Genomic DNA, 20,094 nt, shown 5'->3' with positions numbered 1-20,094 from the left:
CGACGTACCCTCCCCGCCCGCCGGCGCGGCGACGGGTCAGGTTGCCAGCAGGAGGGCAGCCGTTGTGCCCAGCAGCAGGAACGGGCCGAACGGCAGGTGGCTGCTCCAGTTGGCGCGGCGGGTGGCCAGCAGGCCCAGACTCACCAGGGCGGAGAGCCCGAAGGTGAGCAGCAACCCGAACAGCAGCACCGGCCAGCCGTACCAGCCGAGCAGCGCCCCGACGCTGAGCGCCAGCTTTGCGTCGCCCAACCCGAAGCCGCGCCGGCCGAGGAGCAGCGCGGTGCTGGCGAAGAAGAGCGCCAGCCCGGTGCCGCCGATGACGGCCCGCAGCCAGTGCCCGGGCTCGGCGTCGAGCGCGGCCACGCCGAGCAGCAGCCAGGTCCCGGCCGCCGCGGGCAGGGTGAGCCGGTCCGGCAACCGGTGCACGGCCAGGTCGACGAAGATCGCCGGGATGGTCCAGCCGAGCCACCAGATCAGCGCCGCCAGCGTCCCGCCCGACGGACCGGCGACCGCCAGCAGCACCGCCGCCGCGAGCACGGCCAGCTCGACCGTGCCCGGCGGTGGGCCGACCCGGGCACGGCAGCGGACGCACCGGGCGGCCGGGCCCAGCGCCGGCCAGGGGCGGGTCAGGCCGACCGGCGCGCCGCAGGCGTCGCAGGCGGTCCGGCTGGGCAGGCCCGGGGGTACGGCGTAGCGCAGCGCGGCCAACCGCAGCAGCGGGCTGATCGCGAGGATCGCGAGCCCGGTCGACACCCTGTTGCCCGCCACGCCCGGAACGAGCCCCGCTGGCCGTTCGGGCGGCGGAGAGGACGTTGCCCGACGGGCGGATTCGGTCGTACCGCCGGACGGTGGGGGTGCCGGGCTCCGATCGGGCGGGTTTTCCCGACCGGGGACGGCCGCTGGGGGACCGGTCAGCGCCATATCGCCTCCAGTGCGGCCGGACGCTCCCCCGTGTTGACGAACACGGATCGTGATCGAGCACTCGCTGCGGTGTAGCGGATGGCGCAGAAAGCGACGTGCCGACCGAAGCCTGCGGAGGCGCTCTCGACCGCTTGCGAGTCGGACGAGGCGGTCCGCCGAGCGGCTGACAAGGCCGTTCGAATGCCGGGATGAGGCCACGATGTCCCACTCCCGGGACCGGTGGTGGGACTCCGGTGAGGCCATCCGATCCGGTGCCGCCCCATCAATAACGACAGTTCGCTCGACCATTGCTCGGGGCGCAGTGTGGACACCCGCCACCACCACCTGTCATCACGCAGAGTGTTCGCTTGAATTGCCTCTGTTGCATCGGCGAGCGTCAGCCTATGCTCGCCCCTTGGGTGTGACGCAAGCCTCACCTTCACCATCGGACGACACAGGACCCCGAATTCGTAAAAGATCCGTAACGGTGAATGCAGAAGCGCAATGAACGGCTCCGGATGTGCTGATCCGGGCGCGCTTCCGCATGCCCGACGGCGGTGAACCGTCACCGCCCCGGGCGACCACGAGGAGGCTCGACGGTGCGCGGACGGCAGCTCAGAAGAGCGGCAATCTGCCTGCTGGCGGTCGTGGCGGCGATGCCGGTCACCGCCTGCGCCAGCGGACGGGAAACGGCCGAACGGCCGACGGAAGTTCGCGACAACAGGCCCCAGACCGATCCCGACGTCGAACGACGCGCTGCCGAAAAGGCGGCACTTGACGCGTACTCCGGGTATCTCGCGGTCTCGCGCACGGCGGGCCTGCGCAGTGATCCGCGTTCGCCGGAACTGTCCCGGTTCCTCGGTGATCCACTTTTGACTCGGGTTCGCGTGTCCATTCGCGAGGCTAAGGAGCACGGCGCTATGCGTACCGGGACGTTCAAGTCCGACCCGACCGTGACCGCCGTCAGTCTGGACGCGAAGCCGGCCACCGTGGAGATCCAGGACTGCCTGGACACGACCGGCTACCGGCTGGTCTACGCGAAGGACAGGCGCCCGGTCCCGGGCAGCGGCGGCGGCAGACACCTCTCCACCGCCACCGCGGCCCGCTATCCCGACGGCCGCTGGCTGATCAACTACGGCGCGACGCACCGGGACCAGCCGTGCTGAGCGGGGCCGCGACAACCCGACGGGCGCTCGCCGGGATCGGCCTCACGCTCCTGCTGGTAGTCGGTGCGACCCCGTCGGCCGCCGCCGCCCTACGGGCCGACCCGGGAGCGGGCTGCCCACCCGACCAACCCGACTGCAGCGTCTGGGACGACGAGCCCGGCAATCCCGGTGATCCCGGGGGCGGGGACAACGGTGGGGGCGGGGACGACGGCGGCGGTGGCGGTGGCGGCGGCTGCCAGTGGAACGGGCGGACCATCCCCTGCTACGACGAGGACCTGGGCTGGTTCAACAACGGCAACGGGTGCTACTACAAGCTGACCGAGATGCCGACCGACCCCCCCGAGGGTCACCAGTGGTACCTGCAAACCTGCAACGGCGGCGACCTGGGTACCCAGCAGGTGGTGCCGCTGGCCGATCCGCCGGCCGGCTTCGGCGCGCCGCCGGACCCCGAGGAGTTGGCCCGTCGCGCCCTGGCGTCGATCAAGCTGCTGCCGGCGCGGCTGAAGGTCGCCCCCCGTAAGGACATCGGTCCGGGCCTGGTCGGCCTGCCCGTGTGGATGTGGGCAACCGCGGGCAAGAACTACTTCGGCCCGCTATACGCCGACGAGTCCGACCGGGGTTTGACCGTCTACATCGAAGCGAAGGTCGACCGGATCGTCTGGGACATGGGCAACGGCAAGAAGGTCACCTGCTACGACGCCGGCACCGAGTACGAGGCCACGGGCACGCGGGCGGGTGCCGCCTCCCCGGACTGCGGCTACGACGAGGGCTACTCGAAGGCAGACACCTACAAGGTCACCGCCACCACGCACTGGACGGTGAACTGGTGGACCAACAGCGACGCCACTAGGCGGGTGATCCCGCAGACCCGGAGAAGCGGCATCGTGCAGATCAGGATCAACGAACTCCAGGTGGTCACCAGATGAGCCTCGCGACGCGCAACGGGACCCCGTCGCTGGACGCGCCCGTCACCCCGCCCACGGTGGTCCGGCAGCGCCGGGTACGCCCCGGGTTGCTCGGTCTCGCCGTACTCCTGATCGCCCTGGGCGGGCTGGGCGCCGCGTTCGCGGTCACCTCCGTACGGGCCACGGGTAGCTATCTGGCGGTGGCCCGACCGGTGGAGGTGGGCCGCGAGATCAGCGCAGCCGACCTTGTCACCGTGCAGGTTGCCGGCGGCCAGGGACTACGCCCGGTGCCCGCCGGACGGCTCGACGAGGTGGTCGGGAAGAGGGCCGCCGTCGCGCTGCTTCCGGGCACGCTGCTGACCCTCGGACAGGTCACCGACGATCCGCTGCTCGGCCCCGGCCAGCAGCAGATCGCGCTCGGCCTGAAGACCGCCCAGGTGCCGGCCCGCGAACTGCACCCCGGCGACAAGGTCCTGCTGGTCAGCACCCCGGACAACAATGCCAACGGGGACGCGGCCGCCGCCGCCGGCACCCGGTTCGCGGCCACCGTCATCGACATGGTCAGCCCGGCCAACGACGACAAGGTCCTGTACCTGGCGCTGCTCACCCGTGATGTGCCCGCAGTGGTGGCGCTCGCCGCACAGGAACGACTCGCCGTCGTGCTGACCGAGGCGGCCTGAACATGGCGATCATCGCGCTGGTGTCCGCGAAGGGTTCGCCCGGCGTCACGACCTCGGCGCTGGCCTGCGCGCTGGCCTGGCACCGACGGCTGGTGATCGCCGAGTGTGACCCGGCCGGCGGCTCGATCCTCGCCGGATACCTCGGCGGTCAGCTGGACGGCCCGCGCGGCATCGGCGAGCTGGCCGTCGGGGAGTTGCGCGACGGCAACCTGGAGAGCGCGTTCTGGTCGCAGCTGGTCGACCTGGACGCACCCCGCCGGGAACGGCTGTTGCTGCCCGGTCTCGTCGACCCGGCTCAGAGCGGCAGCGTCACCCCACTCTGGCAGCGCTTCGCCGACTACTTCGACGCCCTCGACCGCGGCACCCCCGGCTACGACGTCCTGGTCGACTGCGGCCGACTGCACGTGACCGGGCCGCCCTGGCCGGTGCTGCGGGCCGCCTCGGTGGTGCTGTTGGTGACCCGGGCACACCTGCCGGACCTCTCCGGCACCCGCGCGGTGGTCACCGCGATCGAACGGGACTTCGTCGAGCACCGGGTGCCCCCGGGCACTCTACGGCTGCTGCTGGTCGGCGGCGGGCACGGGCGGGCCGAGATCAGCCGCGCCCTGAAACTGCCGGTCATCGCCCGGCTGCCGCACGATCCGCGTACCGCCGGGGTGCTCGCCCTGGGCGGGACGGTGCGGGCCGGACGGCCGCTGATGCGCGCGGCGGCCGCGCTGGAGGTCCCGATCGGGGCGCTCCTGGAGCGGCGACGGGCCCGGTTGGCGTGGCCCGTGCAGCAGGGGGTGCCGGATGCGGTTTGAGCCGGTCTCCACCGATCCGCGCCAACAACCACCGGCCGTGACCTCGACCGCGCCGCCTCTGGCCGTGCCGAACGGCCGGCACCACCAGTCCGTGCCACAACCGCAGCCGGCGCCCGCGGCCACCCCGCCGCCGGAGTCGCCGCCCCGGCCCCGGATGGACTTCCAGGTGGTCCGGGAGCTGCGTCGGGAACTCACCGAACGGCTCACCCTCTGGCAGCGCGGCCGGGAGTTCACCGTCGACGAGGAGGACACCGAGCGGGCCCGACTCGCCGTCACGGTGGTCGCCGCGTACGCGGACTCGGTACGCCGCGCCGGCACGCCGATGGCCGCCGGCGACGAGCGGCTGCTGCTCGACCAGGTGACCGCCGAGCTGGTCGGGCTCGGCCGGCTACAGACGCTGCTGGTCGACGACACGATCGAGGAGGTGCACATCCTCGGCTGCGACCAGGTACGCATCACCCGGCACGGCGGTGGGGTGGACTGGGCCGAGCCGATCGCCGACAGCGACGCCGAGCTGGTGGAGATCCTCCAGGCGGCGGCCCGCCGGGCGGGCGCGACCGAGCGGTCCCTCTCCACCGTGAAGCCCACCCTCGACCTGCAACTGCCCGACGGCAGCCGGCTGGCCGCGGTGTTCCTGGTCAGCCACCGCCCGTACGCGGTGATCCGCAAGCACAACACCCTGGACGTGAGCCTCGACGACCTCGCGGGCGCCCGAGGTGACCTGGACGAGATGATCGACCCGCTGCTGCGTGACTTCCTCCGCGCGGCGATGCGCGCCGGTCTGAACATCATGGTCGCCGGGTTGGCCGGCGCCGGAAAGACCACTGTCATCCGGGCGCTGATGAACGAGATCCCGCCCGACGAGCCGTACGTGCTGCTGGAGGAGAGTCGGGAGCTGCTCCCGGCCCGTCGCCGGGAACGACACCGGGCGGTGATGAGCTTCGAGGCCCGGGAGGGCCACGGCGAGCGCGGCTTCGACGGCCGCCCAGCCGGTGAGGTGACCATCGCCGACCTGATCCCGCTGTCGCTGCGGATGGGCGTGCTGCGGATCATCGTGGGCGAGGTGCGGTCCCGGGAGATCGTGCCGATGCTCCAGGCGATGACCACCAGCCGGGGGTCGATGTGCACCATCCACGCCCGTACCGCCGCCGGGGTGGGTGAACGGATCGTCGAGCTGGCCCTGGCACACGGCCGCGAGATGACCGTCGACCAGGCCCGCAGGATGGCCGGCAACGCGCTCGACCTGATCGTCTACGTGACCATCGAGGACGAGACCGCGATCGGCGGGCGGAAACACAGGTTCGTCTCCCACGTGGAGGAGGTGATCGGGGCCGGCGAAGCCGGGCGGATCACCACCACCACGGTCTTCGGTCCCGGCCCGGACGGTCGTGCGGTCCCCCGGCACCTGCCGGAGCGGGTCCGCGACCAGTTGCTGCGGGTGGGTTACGACGCACGGTTGCTGACCCGGTGGGTCGAGGCCGGTGCCGGTGCCTGGCGGCGGCCTCGGCAGACCCGACTGGCCCGGCGGTGACCTGATGCTCGGCAGCCTGGAGTTGATCGCGGTGGTTTCCGGGGCCGCCTGTGTGGCCGGGTTGCTGCTGGCCGTGGTCGCGCTGGTCGGCACCCGTAGACCCCCCGGGCCGCGCCCGGGCAGCGGGCCGGGGCTGAGCCGACTGTGGCGCGGGCCGGGCAGCACTCCGGCCGAGCAACGCGCCTACCAGGCACTGCTGGTCGCCGCGCTGGTCGCCGGCGCGTTGGCGTTCCTGTTGACCGGGCTGCCGGTGGTGGGCCTGCTGGTGGCGGTGGCGGTGCCCGGCACCCCGTGGCTGTTCGGGGTGGGCAAGGCCGAACAGCGGGCGATCGCCCGGATCGAGGCGGTCGGCGAGTGGACCCGCCGACTCAAGGACGTCTCCGGCACCGGGCAGGGCCTCCAGCAGGCGATCATCGGGACGATCGGGAGCGTGCCACCCGGCATCGAGGACGAGGTACGGCTGCTCGCCGCCCGCCTACAGGCCGGCTGGATGGCCCGCTCCGCGCTGCTGGCGTTCGCCGACGAGATCGCCGACCCGGTCTGCGACCAGGTGGTCGCGGCGCTGATCCTGCACCTGTCCGACCGGGGTGAGCGGCTGGGTGACGTGCTTGGTTCGATCGCCGGCGCGGCGTCCGCGGAGGTGGCCACCCGTCGGGAGATCGAGGCCAAGCGCACCCAGCCGCGGTTCGCGGTCCGCTTCCTCACCGGAATGACGCTGGCGACCCTGGCGTACGGGCTGGTCAACTCCGAGTACATCAGGCCGTACGGCACGCCGGTGGGTCAGCTGGTGATGGCCGCCCTCGGCACCGCCTTCATCGGTCTGCTGGCCTGGGTGCGGTCGATGAGCCAGCCGCAACGGCCGGCCCGGTTCCTGCCGGCGCCCGACCCGGCCGAGGTGATCGCGTGAGCGCGAGGAGTGCAGCGCAGCGGAGCCCCGCAGTCGCGAACGAAAGGCGGCTCCAGTGATCGTGAACTGGCAGTTGGCCATCGCGGTCTGCGGTGGTGCCGGGATCGGCCTGGGTGTGTTCCTGGTGATCCGGGAGCTGGTGCCGGCGACACCGGCGCTGGGGCCGGCGCTGCGCCGACTGCACCAGCCGCCGGGCACCGGTCGTCTCGCCACGCCCGCGTCCCGCCGACTCGACTGGCTGACCGGGATGTCCCGCTGGTTGCGGCCGCCGCAGATGCAGCTCGCCCTGATCGGCCAGACCTCCGAGCAGTACGCCCTGTCGGTGCTGCTCTCCGCGCTGATCGGGTTGGCCACACCGACGCTGCTCGGGGCGGCGCTGTGGGTGCTCGGCATCTCGTTCCCGCTGGTCGTGCCGGTGCTGGGCAGTCTCGGCCTGGCGCTGCTGGCCGGCCTGCTGGCGCACCGCGCCGTGCTGACCAAGGCCGACGCCGCCCGCGACGAGTTCCGCCAGGCCGTCTGCACGTACCTCGATCTGGTGGCGTTGCAGCTCTCCGCCGCGCACGGGCCGGTGCAGTCGCTGGAGCGGGCGGCGGCGGTCTGCGACGGTTGGGTGTTCGACCGGCTCCAGGAGTCGCTGCGGATCGCCCAGATGCAGATGCACGCGCCCTGGGACGAGCTGCGCGACCTCGCCGACAAGATCGGTATTCCGGAGTTGGGCGACGTCGGCGCGATCATGCGCTCCTCGGGCAGCGAGGGAGCGCAGGTGCACGAGACCCTGCGCAGCCGTGCCGACTCGCTGCGCGACCAGATCCGCACCGACAACCTCGCCCGAGCCGAGGCAGTGACCAGCAAGCTCGACATTCCGGGCGCACTGCTCGTCTTCGTACTGCTCGGGTTCGTCCTCTATCCGTTCATCGCCCGTGTCTGACCCCTCGTCTGAAGGAGTACGCCATGTCCATCCTCAGCTACCTGCACGTCGTGCTGACGACGCGCCTGGCCGAGCTGCGCCACGACGGTGAGCGCGGCGACAGCCCGGTGCCCACCGCAGTGATCATCGCCGGCCTGGTCGCCGTGGCCATGGCCGTCACCGCACTCGCCCTGGCCAAGGCCAACAACTGGATGAACGGCATCCCGAACCACACCAACCCGCAGTAACCGGCATGCGTCGAGCCGCGTACCCGAGGTGGAGCCGAGCGGTCACCGCCGCACGGCGCCGCCTCGCGGCCGGCGACCGGGAGCGGGGGGCCAACCCGGTGGAACTCGCCGTGATGATGCCGCTGATCCTGGTGCTGCTCTTCGCCTCGATCCAGGTCGCGGCCGTCTTCCTCGCCCGTTCCACCGCGTTGAACGCCGCGCAGAGCGGCGTCAACGCGCAGCGGACGTACCAGGCGAGCAACGGCGCCGGGGTGGACAGCGCCTCCCGCTTCCTGACGGCGGCCGGCGGTTGGCTTGTGGGCTGGGACAAGTCCGGCCCGACCTGCGTGACCACCACGACCGATGTGACCTGCACGGTGAGCGGCCGGTCCCTGTCGGTGGTGCCGGGTGTGGACTTCGCGGTACGGCAGACCGCCCACGGAACGGTGGAGAGGGTGACCCCGCCATGACCCGTACCGCCCAGCGGGGCTCGGTCTCCATCGAGGTGGCGGTGCTCGCGCCCGCGTTCATCGCGCTGATGGTGCTGGCCGGTGTGGTCGGACGCAGCGCGGTCGCCGCGGAGGCGCTCGACGCGGCCGCGCACGACGCGGCCCGAGCGGCCTCGATCTCCCGAAACTCCGACACCGCGCGGGAGAACGCGCGGGAGGCCGCCCAGAAGCAACTGGACTGGCACGGCCTGGCCTGCTCCAACGACCTGGACCCGACGTTCACCGGCTCGAAGGCCGGCAGTGACTCCAGCTTCGACGACGCCTTCAGCAGCGCGGTCGGTACGGACGCCACCGTGACGGTGACGATCAGCTGCGTGGTGTCCTTCCAGGACATCACCCTCGACATCCTGCCCGGGATGATGAGCGAACGGCTGGTCACCGCGCAGTTCACCTCGCCACTCGACCGTTACCGGAGCCGGCAATGACGGCCACTCCGAAGGCCGTCAGGTCCTCGCCGGCAGGTGAGCACGGTCGGGTGAGCATCTTCCTCGCGGTGACGATGGTCGGCGTACTGGCCATCATCGGCCTCTCCTTCGACGGCGCCGGGCAGCTCCGCACCCTGCAACGCGCCCAGAACCTGGCGGCCGAGGCGGCCCGGGCCGGCGGTCAGGCCATCGACCGGGCCACCGCCATCGAGGGCGGGCCGAAACGGATCAACGAGCCGGAGGCCCGGGTGGCGGTCGCCAACTACCTGGCTGCCGTGAACACCGCCGGCCACACCGTGAACTTCCCCGACGTTGACGGCGAAACCCTGATCCGGGTGACCGTCTCCATCACCTACCAGCGCTCGATGCTCGGACCGTTCGTCCAGCAGAAGACGGTCACCGTCACCGGCGAGGCGACCGCGCGTGCCATCACCGCAACACCGTAGGAAGGAAGGCAGCCATGCCCGTATCGGGTGGGTCCGTCGTACGGCGGACCGGACGGATCCTCACCGGCATCGGCGCGCTGGCCGTGCTCCTGGTGCTGCTGGTCGGCGCGCCGATCGCGCTGCTCGCCTTCGCCGGTAACCCCCTGCCCGATCACCTTCCCGCGATCAGCGAGGTGGGCACCGCGCTGACCAGCCGGGACGACGGTCAGCTCTTCCTGCGGGCGCTGGCCGTGGCCGGTTGGTTCGGTTGGGCCACGTTCGCCTTCTCGGTCCTCGTCGAGTTGGGTGCGCAGACCCTGCGCCGGCCGGCGCCGAAGTTGCCCGGGATGGGTCGCCAGCAGAAGGCAGCCGCCGCGCTGGTCGGCTCGGTGGCGCTGATCCTGGTCGCCAGCCCGGCCGCCGCCAGCGCCGCCGCCGTCTACGGCGCCCCGGCGTACGCGAGTCCCAGCGCGCCGGCCGTCACCACCCTGGCCGCGCCGGCCCACACCGCGACGACACCGGACACGGCCGCGCCGGTGGCCCGGGGCGGGCTGCTCGGCATGGCCGGGACCGGGCTCGCCGCACACGGTGCCTCGGCGGCGAACGACGAGGCCGCGCCGGTGTACCGGGTGGCGCGGGGCGACTACCTCGGCGAGGTGGCCGAGCGGTACCTGGACGAGTTCGGCGACTACCGACAGCTCGCCAAGCTGAACAAGCTCGACGACCCGGACCGGATCCGCCCCGGCCAACTGCTCCGACTACCCACGGAGGCCGCCGACCAGGGGGCCCGGCAGCACGCCACCGGCCGGCTCGTCGACCGGCCGGCGGCGCCGAAGCCGCCCGCGCCCCGGCCGGCGCCCGAGCGGGCCGCACCGCCGCGGGTGGCCCCGGCACCCCCCAGCGGTACGGAGTCAGCGGGCCAGCCGCCCGCGATGACGGTCGGCGCGGCCCGGGCCGGTGCCGCCGATCGAGTGAACCGCCCGCTGGCGGTCTCCGCCGTCCTGGCCGTGGCGAGCATCGTCGGTGCCCAGATCGGCGCAGTCCTGGGGCTGCGCCGACGTCCGGCCACCGCCGGGGGCGCTCCGCGCCTGGCCGCCTCCTCCCGCACGCCCCGAGGTGGCGCGAGCCGAAGCAGTGGCACGGGCCGAAGCAGCAGTGGCACGGGCCAGAGCGGCGGCGGCACGGGCCGAAGCAGCAGCGGCACGGGCCGGAGCGGCGCCACCCGGCGGGCCAGTGGTGGGGCGGCCGGGAGCGGCGCCGCGTGGGCTGCCAACCGGGCGGCGGCGGCGATCGAAGCCCCCGCGCCACCGAACGGCGGCACCGCGCCCAGCGGTAACAACTTCACACCTCGCAGCAGCGGGGTGGCACCTGCGGGCAGCGGGGTGGCACCTGCCGGCTACGAGGCGGCACCTGCGGGCAGCGGGTCGGCATCTACTGGCTACGGCACGGCACCTGCGGGAAATGGGGTGGCACCTGCGGGCAGTGGGATGGCTTTCCCCGGTAGCACGGCGTTCCCGGGCAGCGGGATGGCTCTCTCTGGTGGCACGGCACCTCCCGGCGGCGGAATGGCGACCGCTGGGGGCTGGAGTGGTCACGACGGCTGGGCCGGCGATGGTGGCGAGGGCGGATTGTTCGACGGCGGGCACGGTCTGGACTCCGTACCGGATGGTCCGCCGGTGGGCCGACACCGACGCACCTGAGCGGCCCGCACGACCTGCTGTCCCGTCCGCCCTGCGAAGGCTCCGCACACTCGGGCAGAGGGTGCCGTGTGCCGGACCGGCGACTCGGCTGGCCACCGCGTGCTTGATCGGTTCCTCCAGGTCGCACCGATCGCGGCCACGGCGGTCTGGTCCCAGCCGCCGGAGCCGGAGCCGGGGGGCATTGTGTCGGAGAGCGATATACCTCTGAGTCATAGAAATGACTCAGAGGTATAAGCGTCGATAGCGTCAGTGCCTCCGCGGCACCGAAGGCATCGGCGCCCGGTCGTACACCGCGACGATGGAGGGCGCACCGCGACGCTGGAAGCACCCGGGGCTGGTCACGGCAGGCGGGGTCAGGGCAGGCGGGGTCAGGGCAGGCGGGTCTGGAGCACGCCGTTCTGGATCCGGGTGGGCAGGATCTGCTGGTCGTTGCCGGACGGTCCCTGCACGACCTCGCCGCCGTTGAGCCGGAACGCGCTGCCGTGCCACGGGCATACCACGCAGGCGTGGCCGTCGATCTCCTGCACTTCGCCCTGGCCGAGTGGCCCGCTCTGGTGGGGGCAGCGCTCCAACATCACGGTCACCTCGTCACCGTGCCGGTAGAGGATCACCGAGATGTCGTCGTCCACCTCGCGGGTGATCAGGGTGCGTTGCGGCAACGTCGCCATGTCGGCCAGCGAGTGCCAGCCGTCGGACATCCGCCGCAGCTCGGAGATGCTCTGGTTGACCTGTGCCCCCTGCTTGTACGCGAGGTGGCCCCCGATGTACGCCCCGAGGCTCACCGTGGAGAGCCCGAGGAAACCGAGGGCGCGGCCCATCCCGTGGCGGCCGGACAGTCGGGCGGCCAACGAGCCGGCGTAGAGCGTCAGGCCGACGGTGTTGGCGGCGGCGTGCACCAGGCCGACCCGGCGCTGCTCGCGGGCGAGTGCCGCCCAGTCGTTCAGACCGGCGACCGCCGCGGGCAGCGCGCTGACGGTGCCCAGACCGACCAGTACGGTGGCGGGGCGGCGCTGCCCGGGCATGAGGTCCAGCACGGCGGCGCTGATCCACGCGCCGACCGGCACCTGCACCATCGCCGGGTGCAGCGGATGCCCGAGGGTCACCCCGTGCAGCAGGTCGCGCAGCCGGCGCGGACGCAGCGTCCCCAGCACGACCTTCTGCAACCGGTCACCCGCGCGGTCCAGCCGGGAGTCCTGCTCAACTTTCGTCAAAAGTGCTCGCACGAGTACCGACTTCCCGGCGATCGTCGTCGCAAACCGGTCGGTGGCGACAAACCTGCCGCAGCGCCCACGCCGCCGATCTTGCGGTTTCTGCTCCGATAATTCGGGACACACGCCGCGAACCGGCAACCGGAAGTGCAAGATCGACGGGGATTGTGGGGGTGGGGCGGGCCGGGCATGCTGGCGGGATGGGTGTGCGGGTGGAGCGGGTCGGGGCGGTTACCACGGTGGTGCTGGACCGGGCGGCCGCGCGAAACGCCGTCGACGGGCCGACGGCGCGGGCGCTGGCCGACGCCTTTCAGGCCTTCGAGGCCGATCCGGACGCGGCGGTGGCCGTGCTCTGGGGTGCCGGTGGCACGTTCTGCGCCGGCGCCGACCTCAAGGCGATCGGCACGCCGAGCGGCAACCGGGTCGAGCCGGAGGGGGACGGCCCGATGGGTCCGACCCGGATGACGCTCAGCAAACCAGTGATCGCGGCGATCTCCGGGTACGCGGTGGCAGGTGGGCTCGAACTGGCGCTCTGGTGTGACCTGCGGGTCGCCGAGTCCGATGCGACCCTCGGGGTGTTCTGCCGCCGCTGGGGGGTGCCGTTGATCGACGGCGGCACCGTTCGGCTGCCCCGGTTGATCGGCGAGAGCCGGGCCATGGACCTGATCCTCACCGGCCGCCCGGTGCCGGCCGACGAGGCGTACACGATGGGGTTGGTCAATCGGTTGGTGCCACCCGGCCAGGCGCGGGCCGCGGCCGAGGAGTTGGCGGCCGCGATCGCCCGGCACCCGCAGACCTGCCTGCGCAACGACCGGGCGGCGCTGCTGGCCGGCGTGGGGCGAGGAGAGCCGGAGGCGCTGGCGACAGAGTTGGCGTACGGGATGAACTCGCTGGCCACGGACGCGGCAGCCGGCGCGGCCCGGTTCGCGGCGGGCGAGGGCCGACACGGCACGACGCCGCCGGGAGGGGGGACCCTCCCGGCGGCGCCCGGTGCGAGCTAGCTCAGTTGCGGTTGATGGTGAAGGTTGTCGTGGGGTTCTGGATGTCCACCGCGTTGTTGCTCAACCGGAGGTTGTTGAAGGTCACCGACCCGACGGCCGGCCCCTGCCCGGCCTCCGGCATGGGGTTGGCCCAGATGGCGAAGCCGGACTTCGCGTCGTAGGCGTCACCACTCTTGCGGGCACCGCTGATCGAGACGTTCGTGAAGACCGTGTCGGTGATCGGGTTCTGCGGCTGCCCGCCGACGTAGTTGGTCTGGAACATGATGCCGCTGTAGGTGGGGTCGACGATGTCGACGTCGCTGACCCGGATGCCCTGGAACACCTTCGAGGCGGAGAAGACCCAGATCGCCGGGAAGGTCTGCGAGCCCCAGAAGTGCCCACCGGCCCGCACGATCGAGATGTTCTCGAACCGGGTGGGCGGGCTGGCACCGAAGCCGTTCATCGGGTAGCCGAAGTCGAGCGAACTGATGGTGATGCCGGAGTAGACAAGCGTGTCCGCGATGTAGATGTTGCGGAACGTGTTGCCGTAGCCGCCGTAGACGGCGACACCGGCGGCCCGCCAGGTGAGGGTCGAGGTCAGGTTCTCGTAGACGTTGTCCCTCATGTCGGCGCCGCCCGCGTCGATCGCCGAGAACAGCGCGAAGCTGTCGTCGCCGGTGGCCCGGGCGTCGTTGTTGCTGACCAGGTTGTTGGTGCTCCCGTTGGTCATGTTGATGCCGTCGGCGAACATGTTCCGGATCCGGGAGTTCTTGATGGTCATGTAGTCGGTGTTCGCGCCCCAGTAGAGGCACACCATGTGCTCGTTCCAGATGTTGTCGATCACGATGTTCGACACGTTGGAGAAGTCGAACACCTTGCCCGGGCCGTCGATGCGCGAGGTGTAGTTGCCGAAGTAGGCGAAGTTCTTGAAGGACGAGTTCGCCGCCGAGTTCTCGGCCCGGAAGCCGATGTCGGTGTTGTCCTGGCCCGACGGGGCGTTGAACCGGGTGTACCAGGGGCCGGCGCCGGTCACCTGGACCGCCTTGCCGTACACCTGGAACTTCGACGAGGTGGAGTAGTTGCCGGCCGGCAGGTAGACCCCGATCAGGTTGCCGGTGGTGTCCATCCGCACCCGGTCCAGGGCGTTCTGCACGTCCTGGTGGGTGAAGCCGGTCGGCGTGGTGTAGCGGGCCGGGTCCGGGTTGGCGATCGGCGCCACCTGCTCCGTGTTGATGAAGTCGATGGCGTACGTGGTGGTGTTGGCCGGGTCCTTCTGAAGACGGATCTTGCTGCCGGCCGGGACGGTGGAGTTGAGCATGACGTTGGCTTCGTCGTAGATGTGCCGCGGTCCGCCCGCGCTCGGCGAGTTGCCCGGGCTGGTCTCGTTGCCGTACAGCCAGGCGTACCGGGACGTCAGGTCGATGGCCTTGTGGAACGTGCCGTTGACGTAGACGTTCAGCGTCGAGTTGATCCCGCCGCCGCCCGGAGCGTCCGGGATGGAGAAGCGGGTGACAAGCGTGTTGGTGCTGGCCCGGGTGGTGAACTCGACGTAGCTGCCGGTCGAGTTGAGGGTCACCGCCCGCCGACCGGACGCCTCGCCGGCCAGGTCGCCGACCTCCCGGTTCGGCCCGACGACGGTGGCGCCGCCACCGACCGCGCCGTCCTCGGCCTCGTACATGTCGTACGGCATGTTGGCGCCGCGACCGACGAAGAGCGGACGGTCACTGGTGTTGTTGGCCTGCTTGACCGGCAACTCGTTGCCGTCGGCGGCGAGCACCACCCGGACGGTGTACTTACCGTTCGCGGCGGTCCAGGTGCCCAGGTTGATCGGGCCGACCGTGGCGCCGGCGTTGATCACGCCGGAGTACGAGCCGGTCAGGGTACGGACCACGGTGCCGGACTCGTTGAGCACGGTGAGCGTGATGCCGTGCGCGCCGGACGCCGAGGCCACACTGCCGGCGTTGCGCACCGACACCGAGAAGGTGACCGTGTTGCCGGCCGACGGGTTGCCCGGCGACCAGGCGACCGACGAGGCGACCAGGTCCGACGTGGCGACCGCGCTGACCACCAGCGGGCTGGGGTTGGAGTAGCTGTTGTTGGTGTCGTCCTGCTCGACGACGGTGTTCGACTCGTCGACCTTGGCGCTGAGCGGGTAGCTGCCCGCGTCCCGGGTGCCGATGCTGGCGCTGACCGTGGTCGAGGCACCGGCCGCGAGGCCGCCGACCGACGCGGTGCCGACCCGGGTGGAGCCCAGGTAGAAGTTGACGTTGGTCGCACCGGAGGCCGCCGAACCCGCGTTCCGCACGGTCGCGGAGAGCGTGATGGTGCTGGTCTCCACCGGTGCGGACGGGCTGAACGACATGCCGGTCACGGTCAGGTCCGGGTTCGGCGCCGGGGTGCCGAAGACCTGGAACTCGGCCACCTGACCGGCCGGAGCGCCGGTGTTCGAGGCGATCGAGAGCCGTACGTCGGCCGCCGCCCCGGAGACCGGGATGGTCACCGTGTTGCCGCTGCCCGGGTTGAAGGTGTAGTTCGCCGCGCCGACCAGGGTGGTGAAGCTCGACGAGCCCTGGTCCCGGCCGAGCACTGTGATGTTCTGGGTACGCGCGCCCCACGCCGAGTCCGGGTTGAGCTTCACGACGACCTGGCTGAGGCTGGCGTTCGCGCCGAGCTGCACGGTCAGCGTGCTCGGGTTGCCGTTGCCCTCCCAGTAGGTGGCCACGTTGTTGTCGTTGGCGTTGGTGGCCACGAACGTGTGCACGTACCCGGAGGCGGTGATCGGCTTGCCGATCGCCAGGTTGGAACCGGTGGGCGGGTTACCGGTGCCGGTCCGGGTCACGGTGTTGCTGTTCGCCGACTGGTTGCCGGCCGCGTCCTTGGCCCGCACGTAGTAGGACACCGTGGCGCTGTCCGCCTGGCTGTCGGTGTACGTGAGGGTCGAGCCGTTGACGCTGCCGCGCAGCGCGCCGTTGGCGTAGACGTCGTAGCCGGTCACCCCGACGTTGTCGGTCGACGCCGACCAGGCGAGCCGGATCTGTCCGCTGGCCGGCTGGGTGTAGGCCAGGTTGCCCGGGACGCTTGGCGCCTGGGTGTCGGTGCTGCCGGTGGCGCCGTACACCTCGACCTCGGACAGCTGGGCGGCCGGCCAACCGGTGTTGCCGGTGACCTGCACGCGTACGTAGCGGGTGCTGGCGGCGGTGAAGCTGACCGTCGCGGTGTTGCCGCTGCTCGGGTTGAAGGTGTAGCCGGCGGACGCCTTCAGGGTGGTGAAGGTCGAGCCGTTGGTCGAGCCCAGCACCGACAGCGTCTGCGTACGGGTCTGCCAGTCCGACGCGGGCGGCAGCTTGAGCACCACCCGGTCCACGCTGACCGTGGCGCCCAGGTCCGCCTGGATCCACTGCGGGAACGCGTTGTTGTTGCTCTCCCAGTAGGTCGACGCGTTGCCGTCGTTGGCGTTGCTCGCCACGTAGTTCTGGTTGAAGCTGCTGGCGGTCATGGTGGCGGAGAGCCCGGCGAGCATGGCCACGCGGGCGGCGGCCGCGGACGGGTCGGCCGCCGGTGCCGCGCTCGCCATGGGGGTGACGACCGGGGCGGTGGCGAGGAGCATCCCGGCGAGCGCGCCGGCGAGCATCCGACGGCGGCCCGTGCGGGCGGTGCGGGGGACGGTGGTGGGCACGCCGGTTGGCGGCGTGCCTCGTCTGGTGCCGGTCCTGGACATGGGGTCGCTACACCTCTTTCGGGGGTGGGTGTGGGTGCGTTGCCCGGTGACGGGTGCAGGGGTACGCCCGTCGTTCCGCGACAGGTGGGGGACGGTGCGGGTTGGGGACGGGGTCGGACGGCCGGCGCGGCGTTGCGCCGGAGCGCCCGGACCGGGTGCCCCCGCCCGGTCCGGGCGGGGGCACCCGACCTAGCTGGAGTAGACCTCGAACTCGCTGAGCTGGCCGGCTGGCCAGCCGCTGTTGCCGGTGACGGTCAGCCGCAGGTACCGCTGGGTGGTCGCCGTGAACGTCACGGTGACCGTGTTGCCGCTGGCCGGGTTGAAGCTGTAGCCGGCGGCCCCCTTCAACGTGGTGAACGTCGAGCCGTTGGTGGAGCCGAGCACCGCCAACGTCTGCGTACGCGTCTGCCAGGCCGATGACGGTGGGAGCTTCAGCACGACCCGGGACACCGACCGGTCGGCCCCCAGGTCCACAGTCAACGACTGCGGGAACGCGTTGTTGGCGCTCTCCCAGTAGGTGTTCGCGTTGCCGTCCACGGTGTTGGCGGCGGCGTACACGTCGGAGTGGCTGGTCTCGGTGACCGACCGTCCGGCCGCCAGGTTGCCGGTGGGCGGCGGGGTGGTCGGGGGCGGGGTGGTCGGCGGTGGCGTGGTCGGCGGTGGCGTGGTCTGGGTGCCGCCGTACACCTCGACCTCGGAGAGTTGCGCGGCCGGCCAGCCGGTGTTGCCGGTGACGGTGACCCGGATGTAGCGGCGGTCGCCGGAGGGCAGCCCGATCGACACCGCGTTGCCCGTGCCGGGGGCGAAGACCCGACCTGCGGACGACGCCAGCGTGGTGTACGACGAGCCGTCGGTGGAGCCGAGCACCGACAGGGTCTGGGTGCGTTGCTCCCAACCGCTGGGCAGCTTGAGCGCCACCCGGTCGACCGACCGGGACGCGCCCAGGTCGATGGTGACCGACTGGGGGAAGGCGCTGTTGGCGCTCTCCCAGTACGTCGACGCGTTGCCGTCCACCACGTTGGCGGCCGTGTAGCTCTGGTTGGTGCTGGTCGCGGTCGTCGACCGGCCCAGCGCCAGGTTCCCGCTGGTCGGGGGCGGAGTGGTCGGCGGTGGGGTGGTGGGCGGTGGGGTGGTGGGCGGCGGGGTGGTCGGCGGCGGCGAGGTCGGTCCGCCACCCCACTGGGGGGTCGGCCACGGGCCGCAGTACGGCGTCGGGGTGTACCAGCCGGAGTTGCCGGAGCCCTGGGTGATCTGGAACCCGGCGCCGACGCAGTTGTGCATCGGGTTGCTCTGCGCGATGTTGGTGGCCCGCACGTTGGTGAAGGACACCTGGCTGTTCGCCTGCACCTGGAGCGCGTACGTGCCGGCGCCGTCGATCCGTACGTTGTTGAGGTTGATCCCGTTGGTCTGGCCCTCGATCCAGTGCAGCGCCGCGTAGGAGCTGTCCAGGATGTCGGTGTCGGTGATGTTGATGGTGGGGTTCTGGAACGCCTCGTTGAGCGCGGAGAACCAGATCGCGCCGACCCCGAAGTTCCAGTTGTAGTCCGAGTTGCCGTTACGGATCAACGTGTTCCGGGCGATCGTCCAGGTGCCCTGGACCCCGGTGGCGCCCTGCACGCCGGGGTAGCGGTTCGCGACGTGGATGCCGCCGCCGTTGGTCAGCGAGTCGGCCGTCACGTTGTCGGTGATCTTGATGTCTCGACCGCCGTAGCTGACCAGATGGTTGGCCAGCAGGGTCACCCCGATGGTGTTGTGGGTGAAGGAGTTGTTGACGTTCGGCACGCTCTGCGCCCACATCGCCAACGCGTCGTCGCCGGTGTTGCGGACGAACGTGTTGGTCACCGTCGAGTTGGTCACGCCGGTATGGAAGTTCACCCCGTCCGCGGTCTGGTCGAGGATGCGGCTGTTGCGGATGGTGAAGTTGTCCATCGGGCCGTCCATCCACGCCCCGACCTTGGTGTTCTCCAACCACAGGTTGTCGACCACCGAGTTGGTCATCGCCCCGCCCAGGGCGTTGACCTGGTCGTCGTCGACCCGCTCGCGGATGTCGCCGATGATGGCGAAGTCCCGAAGCGTGACGTTACGGCTGGGCCCGTTCGCCTCGTGCGCGCGGACCGGGCCGGTGTAGCCGCCACCGGGGACGTACTTGCCGTAGATGCCGACGGACCTGTTCCGTTCGGTGGGGTGCCGCCCGCCGAGCACCGAATACCAGGGGCCCGCCCCGCGCAGGGTCACCCCGTCGACCACCACGTGGTCCCAGAGGGTGAAGGTGCCGGTCGGGATCCAGACCGCCCGGCCCTGAGCCTTGCCGGCGTCGACCGCGGCCTGGAACTTGGCCGTGGAGTCGGTCGCGCCGCTCGGGTCGGCGCCGAAGTCGGTGACCACGTCGAGCACACCGGAGGGCTTCGTGATCGCCGGGGCGACCAGCTCGAAGTCGGCCAGGTCGATGGTGAACGTGGGCGACTGCGCGGTAGAGGAGACCTGGAGCCGGATCTTCGTGCCGGCCGGCTGGGTGCTGCCGAACAGCGCCCGGGTCTCGTCGTAGAAGTGGTGCGGGTTGGTGTCGCCCGGGTTGTTGTTGAACGGGTATCCGCCGTAGTACCAGCCGTACCTCGACGTCACCGGGACCGACTTCAGCAGCGCCCCGTTGGCCCGCAGGTCGATGGCGGCGTCGCGGCCGGTGCCGGCCGGGCTGTCCGGCAGGCTGTAGCGGAAGGTGACCGCGTTGGCCGGGGCGGTGAGGGTGAACTCGACGTACTCGCCGACGGCGTCCAGGGTGACCGCCTCCCGGCCGGACGCCTCGGACGGCAGCGTGCCGTAACGCCGGTCCGGGCCGATCTTCGTGCCGTTGTGGGCGGTCTCCTCCGCCTCCTGCTCGACGAACGGAACGGTGGCGCCCCGGTTGGGGATGTCGAAGGGGGACAACCCCGCCGCCGAGGCCGGGGTCGCGGTGCCGGTGACCGCGAGGGCGGTCACCGTTGTGGCGGCGAGCAGGGTGGCGGCGATGGCGGCCAACCCTGTCCGGGCCGGGTGTCGAAGGTGGTGCGGGGTGCCGGTGGTGTGGTTGGCCATGAGCTGCGCTCTCCCTTTCGTCAGGCAGGCC

The 20,094-nt window shown here is 71.5% G+C and carries 15 protein-coding genes and 2 pseudogenes; 13 read left to right on the top strand and 4 right to left on the bottom strand.

The features are described 5' to 3' along the window. Window positions 1-36 precede the first annotated feature (36 nt). Window positions 37-768, bottom strand: coding sequence for a prepilin peptidase (locus tag ACFYL6_RS12595; protein WP_387170642.1), 732 nt, complete (start codon window positions 766-768; stop codon window positions 37-39). Window positions 769-1,556: 788 nt separating this feature from the next. Here ACFYL6_RS12595 and ACFYL6_RS12590 point away from each other — a divergent pair. From ACFYL6_RS12590 to ACFYL6_RS12535, 12 genes and pseudogenes are all read left to right on the top strand, one after another. Further along, window positions 1,557-2,066, top strand: a complete 510-nt coding sequence (locus tag ACFYL6_RS12590; RefSeq protein ID WP_387171161.1) for a hypothetical protein — start codon at window positions 1,557-1,559, stop codon at window positions 2,064-2,066. Next, on the top strand, window positions 2,060-2,992 hold the full coding sequence (locus ACFYL6_RS12585) for a hypothetical protein (protein ID WP_387170640.1): 933 nt from the start codon (window positions 2,060-2,062) through the stop codon (window positions 2,990-2,992). Before ACFYL6_RS12590 ends, ACFYL6_RS12585 begins: the two co-directional genes overlap by 7 nt. Next, on the top strand, window positions 2,989-3,651 hold the full coding sequence (locus ACFYL6_RS12580) for an SAF domain-containing protein (protein WP_387170638.1): 663 nt from the start codon (window positions 2,989-2,991) through the stop codon (window positions 3,649-3,651). Before ACFYL6_RS12585 ends, ACFYL6_RS12580 begins: the two co-directional genes overlap by 4 nt. Window positions 3,652-3,653: 2 nt before the next feature. Further along, window positions 3,654-4,454, top strand: a complete 801-nt coding sequence (locus ACFYL6_RS12575; RefSeq protein ID WP_387170636.1) for a ParA family protein — start codon at window positions 3,654-3,656, stop codon at window positions 4,452-4,454. Continuing rightward, entirely contained in the window at window positions 4,444-5,985 is a 1,542-nt protein-coding gene (locus ACFYL6_RS12570) for a CpaF family protein (protein WP_387170634.1), read from the top strand. The genes ACFYL6_RS12575 and ACFYL6_RS12570 overlap by 11 nt, the downstream gene beginning before the upstream one ends. Further along, window positions 5,946-6,892 (top strand): annotated as a pseudogene (locus tag ACFYL6_RS12565) (type II secretion system F family protein). The gene ACFYL6_RS12570 and the pseudogene ACFYL6_RS12565 overlap by 40 nt, the downstream one beginning before the upstream one ends. A gap of 58 nt (window positions 6,893-6,950) precedes the next feature. Then, window positions 6,951-7,820, top strand: a complete 870-nt coding sequence (locus ACFYL6_RS12560; RefSeq protein ID WP_387171159.1) for a type II secretion system F family protein — start codon at window positions 6,951-6,953, stop codon at window positions 7,818-7,820. Window positions 7,821-7,843: 23 nt separating this feature from the next. Further along, window positions 7,844-8,047, top strand: coding sequence for a hypothetical protein (locus tag ACFYL6_RS12555; RefSeq protein ID WP_387170632.1), 204 nt, complete (start codon window positions 7,844-7,846; stop codon window positions 8,045-8,047). Between the two features lie 5 nt (window positions 8,048-8,052). Further along, on the top strand, window positions 8,053-8,496 hold the full coding sequence (locus ACFYL6_RS12550) for a TadE family protein (RefSeq protein ID WP_387170630.1): 444 nt from the start codon (window positions 8,053-8,055) through the stop codon (window positions 8,494-8,496). Then, window positions 8,493-8,960, top strand: coding sequence for a TadE/TadG family type IV pilus assembly protein (locus ACFYL6_RS12545; RefSeq protein ID WP_387170628.1), 468 nt, complete (start codon window positions 8,493-8,495; stop codon window positions 8,958-8,960). Before ACFYL6_RS12550 ends, ACFYL6_RS12545 begins: the two co-directional genes overlap by 4 nt. Next, on the top strand, window positions 8,957-9,406 hold the full coding sequence (locus ACFYL6_RS12540) for a pilus assembly protein TadG-related protein (protein WP_387170626.1): 450 nt from the start codon (window positions 8,957-8,959) through the stop codon (window positions 9,404-9,406). The genes ACFYL6_RS12545 and ACFYL6_RS12540 overlap by 4 nt, the downstream gene beginning before the upstream one ends. Window positions 9,407-9,420: 14 nt before the next feature. Continuing rightward, a pseudogene (locus ACFYL6_RS12535) lies at window positions 9,421-10,488 on the top strand (LysM peptidoglycan-binding domain-containing protein); the annotation flags it as partial. A 965-nt stretch (window positions 10,489-11,453) separates the two neighbouring features. On the opposite strand, the gene ACFYL6_RS12530 reads toward ACFYL6_RS12535, so the two are convergent. Continuing rightward, on the bottom strand, window positions 11,454-12,308 hold the full coding sequence (locus ACFYL6_RS12530; protein ID WP_387170624.1) for a DUF2231 domain-containing protein: 855 nt from the start codon (window positions 12,306-12,308) through the stop codon (window positions 11,454-11,456). 185 nt (window positions 12,309-12,493) lie between these two features. Between ACFYL6_RS12530 and ACFYL6_RS12525 the strand changes: the two genes are divergently transcribed. Then, a complete protein-coding gene (locus ACFYL6_RS12525) occupies window positions 12,494-13,294 on the top strand; it encodes a crotonase/enoyl-CoA hydratase family protein (RefSeq protein ID WP_387170622.1) in 801 nt (266 codons plus the stop codon). Window position 13,295: 1 nt separating this feature from the next. Here ACFYL6_RS12525 and ACFYL6_RS12520 read toward each other — a convergent pair whose 3' ends face one another. Both ACFYL6_RS12520 and ACFYL6_RS12515 read right to left on the bottom strand, forming a co-directional pair. Continuing rightward, window positions 13,296-16,991, bottom strand: coding sequence for a discoidin domain-containing protein (locus ACFYL6_RS12520; protein WP_387170620.1), 3,696 nt, complete (start codon window positions 16,989-16,991; stop codon window positions 13,296-13,298). Window positions 16,992-17,180: 189 nt separating this feature from the next. Next, on the bottom strand, window positions 17,181-20,063 hold the full coding sequence (locus ACFYL6_RS12515; RefSeq protein ID WP_387170618.1) for a discoidin domain-containing protein: 2,883 nt from the start codon (window positions 20,061-20,063) through the stop codon (window positions 17,181-17,183). Window positions 20,064-20,094 lie beyond the last annotated feature (31 nt).

The organism is Micromonospora sp. NPDC007208 (assembly GCF_042869175.1).
GTDB lineage: Bacteria > Actinomycetota > Actinomycetes > Mycobacteriales > Micromonosporaceae > Micromonospora > Micromonospora foliorum.
This window is presented reverse-complemented; position numbering and strand designations above follow the sequence as displayed.

Coding starts and splice junctions, on each gene's coding strand:
- ACFYL6_RS12590 (WP_387171161.1), top strand. CDS start 1,557: ATGCCGGTCACCGCCTGCGCCAGCGGACGGGAAACGGCCGAACGGCCG.
- ACFYL6_RS12515 (WP_387170618.1), bottom strand. CDS start 20,063: ATGGCCAACCACACCACCGGCACCCCGCACCACCTTCGACACCCGGCC.
- ACFYL6_RS12525 (WP_387170622.1), top strand. CDS start 12,494: ATGGGTGTGCGGGTGGAGCGGGTCGGGGCGGTTACCACGGTGGTGCTG.
- ACFYL6_RS12520 (WP_387170620.1), bottom strand. CDS start 16,991: ATGTCCAGGACCGGCACCAGACGAGGCACGCCGCCAACCGGCGTGCCC.
- ACFYL6_RS12575 (WP_387170636.1), top strand. CDS start 3,654: ATGGCGATCATCGCGCTGGTGTCCGCGAAGGGTTCGCCCGGCGTCACG.
- ACFYL6_RS12540 (WP_387170626.1), top strand. CDS start 8,957: ATGACGGCCACTCCGAAGGCCGTCAGGTCCTCGCCGGCAGGTGAGCAC.
- ACFYL6_RS12570 (WP_387170634.1), top strand. CDS start 4,444: ATGCGGTTTGAGCCGGTCTCCACCGATCCGCGCCAACAACCACCGGCC.
- ACFYL6_RS12550 (WP_387170630.1), top strand. CDS start 8,053: ATGCGTCGAGCCGCGTACCCGAGGTGGAGCCGAGCGGTCACCGCCGCA.
- ACFYL6_RS12580 (WP_387170638.1), top strand. CDS start 2,989: ATGAGCCTCGCGACGCGCAACGGGACCCCGTCGCTGGACGCGCCCGTC.
- ACFYL6_RS12555 (WP_387170632.1), top strand. CDS start 7,844: ATGTCCATCCTCAGCTACCTGCACGTCGTGCTGACGACGCGCCTGGCC.
- ACFYL6_RS12545 (WP_387170628.1), top strand. CDS start 8,493: ATGACCCGTACCGCCCAGCGGGGCTCGGTCTCCATCGAGGTGGCGGTG.